The organism is Streptomyces sp. NPDC059248 (assembly GCF_042753905.1).
GTDB lineage: Bacteria > Actinomycetota > Actinomycetes > Streptomycetales > Streptomycetaceae > Streptomyces.
Genome location: NZ_JBHYZV010000066.1, coordinates 1 through 12,914 on the forward strand (window position 1 = coordinate 1; position 12,914 = coordinate 12,914).

Consider the following 12,914-nt stretch of genomic DNA (forward strand, 5'->3'; position numbering starts at 1 on the left):
TCGGGGGCTGGTTTTTGTTTTAATCATCCTGGGGCACGCACTCCGAGGAGTGCGTGCCCGGCCTTCGCCCGTCCGTTGCCCGTGCGGTGACGACCCGGGCCGTCAGCTCCCGGTGCCCGGCTCCGCGCCCGGGGCGGTACCGGATGTACCGGACGGCCCGTCGGACGCGGACGGTCCGGCCAAGCCGGTCCCGGGCGCCGACCCGGCCTGCGGCGGCTTCGGCTTCGGCACCGTGGGCGGCGTCACGGACTGGCTCTGCGAAGGCGCCGGGGACGACACCGGCGGGGACGACGAGCCGGGCGGCGCGGACGACGGCGGCCGGCTGCTCGGGGCGGACGACTGCGACGACGACGGCCGCGGGGGCGTCGAGCGGGTCGGCCCCGGGTCCGGCGGCGACGAGGAGCGCGTGGGCCGCGCTCCCGGCGTGGCCGGGGACTCGGTCCGCGAAGCCGACGGCACCGCCGAGGTACGCGACGGCGGCCGGTACGGGTCCGAGGCGCTCGGCTCGGACCCGGGCCCGGTGTCCGTCGTCTCCGGCGGCTCCTCGCGCGCGTCCTCGACGGCGGTCTCACCGGTCCCCACCCGGTTACCGGGCGTCTTCCTCTCCTCGGACGCCGGGGCGAAGGCCATGAAGGCGCCCAGGGCGGCCACGAGCAGCGCGCCCGCGCCCACCGCGACCAGATTGCGCCGGGCGCCCGTCAGGGCGGCGAGACGGCGCCGGAGCGGCTTCTCGTCGTCCTGTCCCGGCGGCGGCACGGCGAGCACCGGCTGCGGCACGGTCAGCGGTTCGGAGATCGCCGCTGCGGCGCCCACCGGCGGCACCGGGCGGGCCGCCGCCGGGGGTACCGGAGGTACCGGGGGCGCCTCGGTACGACCGTCGGTCCGTACCTCCGGCCACGCGTCGAGCGGCGCGGAAGGTTCGGCCGGATCGGACGGTTCGGATCCTTCGGATGCTGCGGACGCGACGCCTTCCGCCGGGTCCGGCAGGGGCACGGGTACGGATACGGGTACCGGGACCGGGACGAGTTGGGGCCGGGCCGGGCCGCCGGGGCCCAGCGCCCGGGGCTCCGGCGCCGCGGCGAGCGCGGCGGGCCCGGCCGCCCGGCTCTCCCGGTCGGTGACCAGAGCCAGGGCGCGGCGCCCCGCGACCGTGCCGTTCTTGTCGGCGAGCGCGCCGCGCAGCGCGATCGACGCCTCCAGTTCGGCGCGGGCCCTGCCGAGGCGTTCGGTGCAGAGCGCGAGCACGCCGAGTTCGTGGTGGAAGTACGCCTCCTCGGCGACCTCGCCCGCTATTCGGGCCGCCTCCGAGCCCATCCGCAGCGCGCTCTCCCAGGCCGTCCAGTGCAGACCGGCGGCGAAGACGGGGGCGGCGGCGCGGGCGAGCCGTACGGCCGTACTGATGTGTCCCGGCACCCGGTCCGTCAGCAGCGCCGCCAGGGCGGCGAGTACGGCGTCGGCCTCGACGGCGACACGTTCGGCGCCGACCGAGGGGTGCGCGGTCCACCAGGCGTAGTGCTGGGCGACGGTGTGGGCGCGGGCGCCCGCGTCGACGGGTCCCGCGCCGTCGGCGCCGTACCCCTCGTCCTTGAGCTGGTCGAGCGCGCCGGGCGCGAGCCGGTAGCGGGGCCCGGCGGGTGAGAGCAGTCCGCAGCCGATGAGTTCGCCGAGGGCCGTGTCGGCGTGGGTGTCGCCGATGAGCGCGGGCAGATGCGCCTGGTGCGGCACCTCGCCGCCGAGGGCGACGGCGAACCGCAGCGTCTCCCGGGCCGATTCGCCGAGCCGGGACGCGAGGAGCGCGGCGGGCGCCGCGCCCTGGGCCAGCGTCGGCAGCCGTACGGGACGGCTCCGGGGCTTCTCGAAGGGCGAGGCGTCCTCGGCCTCGGCGGTCTCGTCGGCACCGCCGGGCGCCCCGCCCAGCGCGTCGTTCTGCCGGAGCAGGGCACCGGCCTGGACGAAGCGCAGCGGCAGCCCCTCGGACTCGAACCAGAGGTCGCCCGCCCAGTTCCGTTCGTCCTCGGTCAGTTCGCGGCCCACGAGCCCGGTGAGGAGTTCGAGCGCCCCGGCCCGGGTGAGTCCGTCGAGTTCGACCTCTTCGAAGACGGAGCCGGGGCCGCGGGCGTCGGTACCGGCCGGGGCCGCGTCGGGAGCAGAGGCGACGAGGAACGCGCACTCGGGCGCCGCGTCCAGCAGGTCGTCGAGGGCGGGCCCGCCGGATTCGAGATCGTCGACGATCACCACGGCGCCGATCCCGGCGACCCGGGTGAGGAGTTCGGCGCGATCGGGGCGGTAGCGGTCGGTGCGGTGGACGGCCGCGTACAGCGCGTACAGCGGATCGGCGGGGGTCCGGCCCGCCCCGCCGAGCCGGATCACCCCGTCGGGGGCGAGGGCCGCGCAGTCCTGGGCGACCAGGTCGAGCAGGGCGGACCGGCCGGAGCCCGCGGGCCCGGTGAGACGTATGGAACGGCCCCGGCGCAGCAGGCCCGTGAGCCGTTCGCGGACCTCGTCGCGTTCGACGAGGGGGACGGGCGCCGCGGCCGGACCGGCGGGCACGGGCGGCCGGCCGGCCCGGTCGTGGGCGGCGCGCTCGGCGTCGGTACGCCGCCGGGGCGGCTCGGGCCAGTCCTGGTCGTCGGGTGCGCCGCCGGGCGGGCGGAGGGCGATCTCACTGCCGTCGACGGGGTTGACGGAGAGCAGGAAGTCACCCGCGACGACGGGGACGATCCGCGCGGCCCCGGCCGCGGGGTGGGCGAAGCCCTCCACGGCGGGGTCGCGCGGGGCACGCGGCGTGCCACTGCTCTCGCCGGAGCTGGCGTTCTTCATCGGCTCCCTTGGCTTCATCGGCTCCATTGGTTTCCGGGCCCCCCGGAGGTGTCGTCACGCGGATACGCGCCGCCGCTCACCGCTTCACGGGCTCAACGGCCGCGTCGGAGCCCGGCGAAACCCGAACCCCAGGGCCTCCCTTCCGGATCTTGCTGGGCTCGCGGGCCCTGGCACGCACGCTCGCTACGTTGTCGTCAGTCGCCTACGCTCCGCGTGGGCTCCATCCTCCGCCTTGCGATCGCACGCACCAGACCCCGCTCACTGATCCAGCCAGATCCGGAAGGAAGACCCTAGACGCTGGCAGCGTATCTCCCGACACGGGGGGTCCCGTGTGGCCGGTGGTGTCACGATCCCATGAGAGATTCCGTGGGAACCGGTGACCTCCGGTGCGGCCGGGCGTGTTCCGTACGTCTCGCGTACCGGTCGGACCGGTCAGACGCGTGGCAGCGATTCCGCCGCGAGGCCGCCCTCGATCGCGAGGATGCGGTGCAGCCTGGTGGCCACCAGCAACCGCTGCATCTGCGGCGGTACTCCGCGCAGGACGAGCCGCCGGCCGCAGCGTCCGGCGCGGCGGTGGGCTCCCATGATGACCCCGAGCCCGGTGGCGTCCCAGGAGTCGAGGGCGGTGAGATCGAGCACCAGGTCCCCGTCCCCGTCGTCGACGGCCGAGTGCAGGACCGTACGGGCGTCCGCCGCGCTGCGGACGTCGAGGCGGCCCCCGACGACCAGCTCGGTGTGGTCGCCCCTGATGTGCATATGCGCTCCCCGAGATGTGCTTCGACTGCCGTACGGCTACCGCCGCCCGGGCGCCCTCCCGGCGTCCCGCGGCCGTCTTCCTGTCGTCCGTCGCTGTGCCGGCCTTCGGCCGCGCGGGCGGTATCGGGGCCGTCGACCCCGCCGGTCCGTGCGACCCGTCCAGTTCACTGCGGTTCTCCATCAACTGACTTCCCAACGGGCCGCACAGTTGCTGGTTGTAAGCGAACCGATACCGAAATCACTCCTAAGGGTGATCGACGGGGCCGGGCGGCCCGGTCGAACGGGCCGTGGCAGCGGCCCGGTTCCGGTATCGGCGGGGTGGTCCGGTCGCGCCGGAGCGCGCCCGTCCGCACCGGACGCACCGGTGCGCGTCAGTACGTGTAGAAGCCCTGCCCGCTCTTGCGGCCGATGTCACCCGCGTCCACCATCCGGCGCATCAGCTCCGGCGGCGCGAACTTCTCGTCCTGGGACTCGGTGTAGATATTGCCGGTGGCGTGCATCAGGATGTCCACGCCGGTGAGGTCGGCGGTGGCGAGCGGCCCCATGGCGTGGCCGAAGCCCAGCTTGCAGGCGAGGTCGATGTCCTCGGCGGACGCGACGCCGTTCTCGTACAGCTTGGTGGCCTCCACGACCAGCGCCGAGATCAGCCGGGTCGTCACGAATCCGGCGACGTCGCGGTTGACCACGATGCAGGTCTTGCCGACGGACTCGGCGAAGGCGCGGGCGGTGGCCAGCGCCTCGTCGCTCGTCTTGTAGCCGCGGACCAGCTCGACCAGTTGCATCATCGGCACCGGCGAGAAGAAGTGCACCCCGACGACCCGCTCGGGGCGTTCGGTGACCGCCGCGATCTTGGTGATCGGGATCGCGGAGGTGTTGGAGGCCAGTACGGCGTCGTCCCGGACGAGCTTGTCGAGCGTCCGGAAGATCTCGTGCTTGACCTCCAGCTTCTCGAACACGGCCTCGACGACGACATCCGCGTCGGCGACCGCGTCGAGATCGGTCGTGGTGGTGATCCGGGCGAGGGCCGCGTCGGCGTCCTCGGCGGCGAGCTTCCCCTTCGCGACGAACTTGCCGTACGACGCTCTGATCGCGTCGGTGCCGCGGCCGACGGCCTCGTCGGTGATATCGCGCAGCACGACGTCCCAGCCCGCCTGGGCGGAGACCTGCGCGATCCCGGACCCCATGAGTCCGGCCCCGATGACGGCGAGCTTCCCGGCCACGGCGGCACCCCTTAACACTCGTTCACTTTTTCGCCTCTCGGCGGAGGTTAGCGTCCGCGGGCGGCCGTGTGGCGGTGAAGAGATGCGCGTCACGCTCCGTCCGGCGGACATCACACCCGGGAGCGCCTCAGCGGCCCGTCCGGACGGCGTACCCGAGGACGCGTTCCCCGAGGAGCGTCTCGATCTCGTCGAGGACGGCGAGGGTGTCGCGGGAGACGTCCTCGGGGCTCCGCCCGGCCGTCATCCCGTGCCGTACGGCGTCCATGACGGAGCGGTGGATCCAGTCGAGCTGGCCCGCGACGAGGGCGGGCAGCGGGTCGCCGGGTCCGGCTCCGGTCTCCTCGCGGAGGGTCTCCTCCAGCCGCTCGACGGCCCGTTGCTGGAGCCGGGCGAGTCCGGCGCGCAGGGTCGCCGCGTCCTGGAGGACCAGCAGAAAGCGTTCCTGTCCTGCGTCGAGGCCGATCCGGGGCGAGACGGCCTCGACCTCGGCCCGTACCTCGCGCAGTACGGCTCCGGCCGCGGACTCCCCCGCCTCCCGGCCGCGTACCCAGCGGGAGAGCTGCTCGACCAGGTCGTCGCCGCGGTCGAGGAAGAGGTCCTCTTTGGTGGCGAAGTAGTTGTAGACGGTGTTGACGGACAACTCGGCGGCCTCGGCGACCTCGGCGATGGTGACGGCGTCGAAGCCGCGTTCGAGGAAGAGGCCGGTGGCGGTGTCGGAGATGTGCTGCCGCGTCCGGCGCTTCTTGCGCTCCCTCAGTCCCTCGGCCATGCCGCCATCCTACCTTTACCGCATCCTGCCCATTTTCACAACTCGATCCAATTTTAGGTCCGCTCAATCTTTGGGGTCATTGCAAATTTTCAGCGACTCTGCTTCGGTGGGGGCATGGCAGTCATCAGTACGTCCGGTCTGACCCGGACCTTCACCACCCGTCAGGGCCCGGTCGAGGCCGTCCGCGGTATCGACCTCCGGGTCGACGCCGGTGAGATCGTCGGTCTGCTCGGCCCCAACGGCGCGGGCAAGACGACGACCCTGCGGATGCTCACGACCCTGCTCCCGCCCACCGGGGGTGCGGCCACGGTCGCCGGACACGACCTGGTCCGCGATCCGGCGGCGGTCCGGGCCAGGATCGGCTACGTCGCCCAGTCCGGCGGTCTCGATCCCCAGCTGGGGGTACGGGAGGAGCTCACCACCCAGGGTCGGCTCTACCGCCTGTCGCGCCGGGCTGCGGCCCTGCGCGCCGAGGAGCTGGCCGGACTGCTCGGCTTGGAAGCCCTCCTGGGCCGTACCGTCGAATCGCTCTCGGGGGGCGAGCGCAGACGGCTCGACATCGCCATGGGACTGACCCACCGCCCCGCGGTCCTCTTCCTCGACGAGCCGACGACCGGGCTCGACCCCGGCAGCCGGGCGGACGTCTGGGAGCTGGTCCGGGGGCTCCGCCGGGAGCTGGGCACCACGGTCGTCCTCACCACCCACTATCTGGACGAGGCCGACGCGCTCGCGGACCGGGTGGTGATCGTGGACCGGGGGCTGGTCGCGGCGGAGGGGACCCCCGATGAGCTGAAGCGCGCCCACGCGGGGTCGGACGGCGCCACGCTCCAGGACGCGTTCCTCGCCGTCACCGGCCGTACGCCGGTACCCGTCGGCACCGGCCCGACCGCGGTGTGACCCGAGACCGCCACCGCCGGCACCGCCCCCGCCGGGACCGCGTCCCACCACCGGCCCGGCCCGCCCACGGCTCACCCACGGCTCACCAAGGAGACGACCCGACCGTGCTGCTGCGCGACACCGCCCTGATCTTCGGCCGCTACGCCCGCCAGACCCTGCGCTCGGGCATCCATCTGGCCTTCGGGATCACGATGCCCCTGCTCTATCTGCTCTTCTTCGGCCCGCTCCTCACCGAACTCCCGCTCGGCGGCCGGGGCGACTCCTGGCAGATCCTGGTACCCGGGCTCCTGCTCCAGCTCGTCCTCTTCGGCGCGGCCTTCGCCGGCTTCGGGCTGATCGTGGAGCGCGGCCACGGCGTCCTGGAACGGATGCGGGTCACCCCCGTGAGCCGTACGGCCCTGCTGCTCGGCCGAGTCCTCCGGGACGCCGCCCTCTTGGTCCTCCAGTCCGTCCTGCTGGTGCTCGCGGCCCTCGCCGTCGGGCTGCGCGCACCGCTGGCGGGCGTACTGATCGGCTTCGTCTTCGTCGGCGTCCTCGCCACGGCGCTGGCGGCGCTCTCGTACACCCTGGCGTCCCTGCTTTCCGTCCCGCACGCCTTCGGACCGATCGTCAACGCCACCGTCATGCCGGTGATGCTGCTGTCGGGGCTGATCCTGCCGACGGCCATCGGCCCCGGCTGGCTGGACACCCTCTCCCGGCTGATGCCGCTGCGCCATCTCGTGGACGCGGTCCGGGACGCGTACACCGGCTCGTACACCACCGCCCCGATGCTCTACGGCTCCCTCGTCGCCGTCGCCCTCACGGCAGCGGCCGTGGCGGTCGGCACCCGGGCGATCCGCCGCCCGGGCGGCTGACCCCGGGACCTCATTACGCTGGCGGCATGGTGAATCTGACGCGTATCTACACCCGCACCGGCGACGACGGCACAACGGCGCTCGGCGATATGAGCCGGGCGCCCAAGACCGACCTCAGGATCGCCGCCTACGCCGACGCCAACGAGGCGAACGCCGCGCTCGGCACCGCGATCGCCCTCGGGGCGCTCCCGGACGAGGTCGTCAAGGTGCTCGTCCGGATCCAGAACGACCTCTTCGACGTCGGCGCCGATCTGTCGACCCCGGTCACCGAGAACCCGAAGTACCCGCCGCTGCGGGTCGAGCAGTTCTACGTCGACCGGCTGGAGAAGGACTGCGACCACTTCCTGGCCGGCCTCGACAAGCTGCGCAGCTTCATCCTCCCCGGCGGTACGCCCGGCGCGGCGCTGCTGCACCAGGCGTGCACGGTCGTCCGCCGCGCCGAACGCTCCACCTGGGCGGCGCTGGAGGTCCACGGCGAGACCATGAACCCGCTGACGGCGACCTATCTCAACCGGCTGTCGGACCTGCTGTTCATCCTGGCCAGGACGGCGAACAAGGAGCGCGGCGACGTGCTGTGGGTGCCGGGCGGCGAACGCTAGTGCCGTGACCTCGCCGGGCGGCGGGGCCCGGCACCGGGGCCGCCCGGGTACCGTCCGGCTGGCGCCCTACAGCCGCTTCGCCGTCCGCTCCGGCGCCCGGTCCTCGGCATCGTCGCGGACCCCCTCACCGGCGAGGTCCCGGCCCCAGTCGTCCTTGCCCTCCGGGGTCTTCGGCGGCCGGACGGTGTACCAGAGCGCCACCAGTCCGTGGATACCCGCGATCTTCCACGCCTGCCCCAGCCACGACCACAGGCCGTCGTCCCGGGCCCCGTCACCCACATAGGCGATCGCCAGCAGCAGCAGGACACTGGCGGTCGCCGCGCCGATGAGCGTGCCCCGCCAGAGCCGGGCCTCGTGGGCGGCGCGCGCCCGGCCGTACGACGGGGCCTTGGGCGGCGGCGGGCCGCCGCCGAGCCGGTGGGCGGCGATACCGTCGAGCCACTTCACCGTGCGATGGCCGTGGCCGACGGTGTAGCCGATGTACAGCGCCGCCAGACCGTGCGTCCAGTTCGGCTCGGCTCCGTTCTTCAGATCGATCGCGGTGGCGACCAGCAGCACGACCTCCAGCACCGGCTCGCACAGCAGCAGCGCCATGCCCAGCCGGGGCTTCTTCAGCAGATAGCGCGCCCCCAGACCGGCCGCCAGCAGAACCCAGAAGCCGACCTCACAGATCACGATCAGCGCCACGATCACGGCAGTTCTCCTCTCACCCCGTCCAGGCTGCCCCCGGGGCCGCCGGGTTTCGTCGTCGCCGAAGAGGAGAAGCCACCGCCCCGAACTGCATCCTTCGATGTAGCGCCGGTTCACTCCGCCATCCGACGCGCCCGCGCGACGCTCCGTGTTTGATGGGTATGTGCGCATCCCCCGACCCCACCGCGACGATGTCCTGATCGCCGCGGCATCGCTCCTCGTCGGTGTGCTGCTCTGGTCGCTCAACCTGTTCATGCAGCGCCCGGAGACCAGTCCGCTGCCCCCGTGGGCCGTACTGGTGCCGCTCGTGGTGATCTGCTGCCAGTCGACCGTGCGCCGCTCGTATCCGCTGATCACCCTGCTGGTCAGCAGCCTGGCACTGATCGGTGACCTCTTCACGGCCGGATCGCTGATCACCGTCCTCCTGTTCACGGACGCGGTGTACGTATCCGTGGTCTACGGCCCCTCCCGCGCCGCCCCCCACATCCCGAAGATCGCCGGAGTGCTGACCGTCGCCGTCACCGGCGTTCTGATCGCGGTCCTCCGGGAGCCCGAGGCCCTGCTGCTGGGTGTCCTCTTCGGGCTGATGACCTTCGTCCCGTCGATCACCGGCGCCATCGTCCGCAACCACCGCGACGCGGCGGACGCGGCCAGGCTGCGGGCCGAGCAGACGGCCCTGCTCGCCGAGATGGACCGGGTGCAGGCGATCACCGCCGAACGCTCCCGGATGGCGCGCGAGCTGCACGACATGGTCGCCAACCACCTCTCCGCGATCGCGATCCACTCCACCGCGGCCCTGTCCCTGGACGACGCGGTGACCAGCCGCGACGCACTGGAGGTCATCCGGGAGAACAGCGTCGCGGGCCTGGCGGAGATGCGGCGGCTGATCGGGCTGCTGCGGGACAACAGCGACGACTGGGAGCCCGCCGCCCGCCCGTCGCTCGCGGGCCTCGACGCGCTGGTGGCACAGGCCAGGACCAACGGCACGGCCAGCGGCCTCGGCTTCGCGCTCGACGTCCGCGTCGACGGCGGCCCGCCCGGGGGCGAGAAGGGCGGCCCCGGGGCGATCCTCCTGCCGGCGCCGGTGGAGCAGGCCGCGTACCGGATCGTGCAGGAATCACTGACGAACGCGCTCAAGCACGCGGCCCCCGGCGAGGTGCGCGTCGTCGTCGAGCACACCTCGGGCCGCGGCCTGACCGCGGCCGTCACCAGCCCGTACGGTGCGCGTTCCGGGCCCAGGGCGCCCGGCTCCGGCGCCGGTCTGGTGGGGATGCGGGAGCGGGTGGCCCTGCTCGGCGGCGAGATCGAGGCCGGCCCCGAACCGGATCCGGACGGCGGACCGGGGAAGATCTGGCGGGTGAGGGCCGTACTGCCGGTACACGACGACAAGGAGCCCGACGCATGACCCCCGAAGCCCACCCGCACGGCGAACCGCCGCCCGAGGACGCCCCGGCGCCCGTCCGGGTCCTGGTCGCGGAGGACCAGAGCTCCGTTCGCGCCGGGCTGGTGCTGATCCTGCGCAGCGCCCCCGACATCGAGGTCGTCGGAGAGGCCGCCGACGGGGAGGCCGCGGTACGGCTCGCCCGCGAGCTGCGCCCCGACCTCGTCCTGATGGACGTCCAGATGCCCCGGCTCGACGGGGTGTCGGCGACCCGTCAGGTGGTCGCCGAGGGGCTGGCGGACGTCCTGGTGCTGACCACGTTCGATCTCGACGAGTACGTCTTCGGCTCGTTGCGGGCCGGGGCCGCCGGCTTCCTGCTGAAGGACACCGACGCCAGGGATCTGCTGGAGGCGGTACGGACCGTGGCCCGCGGCGAGGGTCTGATCGCGCCCGCCGTGACCCGGCGGCTGATCGCGGAATTCGCCACACCCCGGCCGGTTCGCGCCCCCGGCGGACCGGATCCCGCGGTCCTGGACACCCTCACCCGGCGGGAGCGGGAGGTGCTGTCCTGTCTCGGCGAGGGCATGTCGAACGCGGAGATCGCCGAGCGGCTGCGGATGGCGGAAGCCACCGTGAAAACCCATGTGAGCAGGTTGCTCGGGAAGCTGGCGCTGCGCAGCCGGGTCCAGGCCGCGGTCCTGGCACAGGAGTTGGGGATCTGACGAGGCGTCATAAATAGGGGGTACGGAACGGGCGGAAGCAACCCCTCCGGGACGGTGCAACGTGGTCTGGACCTATTGACGATTGGTCCAGACCTTCCTACTCTCCTCGCAACACACGCTGCGGTGAGCCACGCAGAGTGCGCACAGTGCACGGTTCCACCTGGTCCCACCCCCACTGTCCGGACCTCCTCAAGGAGTACCCGTGAGCACTCAACCCCCACCACTGCACGCCCCCAGAACCCGGTGGTCGCTCAGATCCCGGGTGGTCGCGGCCGTCGCCGCGCTCGTCGTGCCGCTGGCCGCGATGGTCGGCCTCGCGTCCCCCGCCCAGGCCGCCACCTCGGCCACCGCCACCTACGCCAAGGGCTCCGACTGGGGCGGCGGCTTCGAGGGCAAGTGGACGATCAAGAACACCGGCACCACCACCATCAACGCCTGGACCGTCGAGTGGGACTTTCCCGCCGGCACGCGGGTCACCTCCGCCTGGGACGCCGATGTGACCAACGTCGGCAACCGCTGGACCGCCAAGAGCAAGTCCTGGGCCGCCGCACTCTCCCCCGGAGCCAGCGCCACCTTCGGCTTCAACGGCACCGGAACGGGCGCCCCCAGCAACTGTTCGATCAACGGCGGTACCTGTGACGGCGGTGTGGTCCCGGGCGACGACCCGCCGTCCGCGCCGGGCGCCGTCTCCTCCAGCAATGTCACGGAGACCTCCGCCACCATCTCCTGGGGCGCGGCCACCGACGACAAGGGCGTCAAGGACTACGACGTCCTCCGGGACGGCCTCAAGGTCGCCACGGTCACCGGACTCACGTACAACGACACCGGGCTGACCAAGGCCACGGACTACAGCTACACGGTCCAGGCCCGCGACAACGCCAACCAGCTCGGCCCGGTGAGCGCGGCCCACACCTTCCGCACCCCCGGCATCCCCGGCGGCGGCGGCAACAAGATCAAGATGGGCTACTTCACCAACTGGGGCGTCTACGGGCGCAACTACCACGTGAAGAACCTGGTCACCTCCGGCTCCGCCGCGAAGATCACCCACATCAACTACGCGTTCGGCAACGTCCAGAACGGCCGCTGCACCATCGGCGACTCGTACGCGGACATCGAGCGCAACTACACCGCCGACATCTCCGTCGACGGTGTCGGCGACACCTGGGACCAGCCGCTGCGCGGTAACTTCAACCAGCTGCGCGAGCTGAAGCGGCAGTTCCCGCACATCAAGGTCCTCTACTCCTTCGGCGGCTGGACCTGGTCCGGCGGCTTCGGCCAGGCCATGCAGAACCCGGCGGCCTTCGCCCAGTCCTGCTACGACCTGGTGGAGGACCCCCGCTGGGCCGATGTCTTCGACGGCATCGACCTCGACTGGGAGTACCCCAACGCCTGCGGTCTCACCTGCGACAGCAGCGGACCCGCGGTCATGAAGACCATGGCCCAGGCGTTCCGTACCAAGTTCGGCCCGAACTACCTGGTCACGGCCGCCATCACCGCGGACGCCAAGACCGGGGGCAAGATCGATGCCGCGGACTACGCGGGCGCGGCACAATATATGGACTGGTACAACGTCATGACGTACGACTTCTTCGGTGCCTGGTCCGCGCAGGGACCGACGGCGATGCACTCGCCGCTCAACACGTACGTGCCCATCCCCGAGCCGACCTGGACCTCGGCCAACGCCATCGCGAAACTGAAGGCGAAGGGCGTACCGGCCAGCAAGCTGCTCCTCGGTGTCGGCTTCTACGGCAGAGGCTGGACCGGCGTCACCCAGGCGACACCGGGCGGCACCGCCACCGGCCCGGCCCAGGGCACCTATGAGCCGGGCTTCGAGGACTACAAGGTCCTGAAGAACACCTGCCCGGCCACCGGCACCGCGGGCGGCACCGCCTACGCCAAGTGCGGCAGCAACTGGTGGGGCTACGACACCCCGGCGACCATCGGCACCAAGATGAACTGGGCGAAGAACCAGGAACTCGGCGGTGCGTTCTGGTGGGAGTTCAGCGGTGACACCAGCAATGGTGAGATGGTCACCGCGGTCAACAACGGACTCCAATGACGACCCGGGTCGCCCGCCGTATCCGGTGAGCCACCCGTGACATGACGAAGCGGCCGGGGAGCACAACTCCCCGGCCGCTTCCGTCTTCCCGCTGCGGGCGCGCCGTATGTCGACCCTAGTACCCGGCCCGTGCCCCGTCTGTGGTTG

At 72.4% G+C, this 12,914-nt stretch carries 11 protein-coding genes; 6 read left to right on the forward strand and 5 right to left on the reverse strand.

What is annotated here, in order from left to right; translation table 11 throughout:
- Positions 1 to 102: 102 nt before the first annotated feature.
- The 4 genes from ACFXG1_RS24975 to ACFXG1_RS24990 all read right to left on the reverse strand — a co-directional run bounded on the left by ACFXG1_RS24975 (position 103) and on the right by ACFXG1_RS24990 (position 5,565).
- A complete protein-coding gene (locus ACFXG1_RS24975; RefSeq protein ID WP_384744606.1) occupies positions 103 to 2,820 on the reverse strand; it encodes an ATP-binding protein in 2,718 nt (905 codons plus the stop codon).
- A 432-nt stretch (positions 2,821 to 3,252) separates the two neighbouring features.
- Positions 3,253 to 3,576 (reverse strand): STAS domain-containing protein, encoded by a 324-nt coding sequence (locus ACFXG1_RS24980; protein ID WP_384712874.1) that lies wholly within the window; start codon positions 3,574 to 3,576, stop codon positions 3,253 to 3,255.
- A gap of 371 nt (positions 3,577 to 3,947) precedes the next feature.
- Positions 3,948 to 4,796, reverse strand: coding sequence for a 3-hydroxyacyl-CoA dehydrogenase family protein (locus ACFXG1_RS24985; RefSeq protein WP_384712871.1), 849 nt, complete (start codon positions 4,794 to 4,796; stop codon positions 3,948 to 3,950).
- A gap of 127 nt (positions 4,797 to 4,923) precedes the next feature.
- Positions 4,924 to 5,565, reverse strand: a complete 642-nt coding sequence (locus tag ACFXG1_RS24990; RefSeq protein WP_384712868.1) for a TetR/AcrR family transcriptional regulator — start codon at positions 5,563 to 5,565, stop codon at positions 4,924 to 4,926.
- Positions 5,566 to 5,679: 114 nt separating this feature from the next.
- Here ACFXG1_RS24990 and ACFXG1_RS24995 point away from each other — a divergent pair, with 114 nt between their 5' ends.
- The 3 genes from ACFXG1_RS24995 to ACFXG1_RS25005 all read left to right on the forward strand — a co-directional run bounded on the left by ACFXG1_RS24995 (position 5,680) and on the right by ACFXG1_RS25005 (position 7,915).
- The gene (locus ACFXG1_RS24995; protein WP_384712865.1) at positions 5,680 to 6,462 is read left to right on the forward strand and encodes an ABC transporter ATP-binding protein; all 783 of its coding nucleotides are present in this window, start codon (positions 5,680 to 5,682) and stop codon (positions 6,460 to 6,462) included.
- Between the two features lie 104 nt (positions 6,463 to 6,566).
- Complete coding sequence (locus tag ACFXG1_RS25000) at positions 6,567 to 7,316, forward strand: ABC transporter permease (protein ID WP_384712862.1); 750 nt, start codon at positions 6,567 to 6,569, stop codon at positions 7,314 to 7,316.
- 26 nt (positions 7,317 to 7,342) lie between these two features.
- The gene (locus ACFXG1_RS25005) at positions 7,343 to 7,915 is read left to right on the forward strand and encodes a cob(I)yrinic acid a,c-diamide adenosyltransferase (RefSeq protein WP_384712860.1); all 573 of its coding nucleotides are present in this window, start codon (positions 7,343 to 7,345) and stop codon (positions 7,913 to 7,915) included.
- 66 nt (positions 7,916 to 7,981) lie between these two features.
- Here ACFXG1_RS25005 and ACFXG1_RS25010 read toward each other — a convergent pair whose 3' ends face one another.
- A complete protein-coding gene (locus ACFXG1_RS25010; protein WP_384712857.1) occupies positions 7,982 to 8,608 on the reverse strand; it encodes a hypothetical protein in 627 nt (208 codons plus the stop codon).
- 160 nt (positions 8,609 to 8,768) lie between these two features.
- On the opposite strand from ACFXG1_RS25010, the gene ACFXG1_RS25015 reads away from it, so the two are divergent.
- From ACFXG1_RS25015 to ACFXG1_RS25025, 3 genes are all read left to right on the forward strand, one after another.
- Complete coding sequence (locus tag ACFXG1_RS25015; protein ID WP_384712854.1) at positions 8,769 to 10,010, forward strand: sensor histidine kinase; 1,242 nt, start codon at positions 8,769 to 8,771, stop codon at positions 10,008 to 10,010.
- On the forward strand, positions 10,007 to 10,708 hold the full coding sequence (locus ACFXG1_RS25020) for a response regulator (protein ID WP_384712851.1): 702 nt from the start codon (positions 10,007 to 10,009) through the stop codon (positions 10,706 to 10,708). Before ACFXG1_RS25015 ends, ACFXG1_RS25020 begins: the two co-directional genes overlap by 4 nt.
- A gap of 304 nt (positions 10,709 to 11,012) precedes the next feature.
- The gene (locus ACFXG1_RS25025) at positions 11,013 to 12,767 is read left to right on the forward strand and encodes a glycosyl hydrolase family 18 protein (protein WP_384712877.1); all 1,755 of its coding nucleotides are present in this window, start codon (positions 11,013 to 11,015) and stop codon (positions 12,765 to 12,767) included.
- The last annotated feature ends 147 nt before the right edge of the window (positions 12,768 to 12,914 follow it).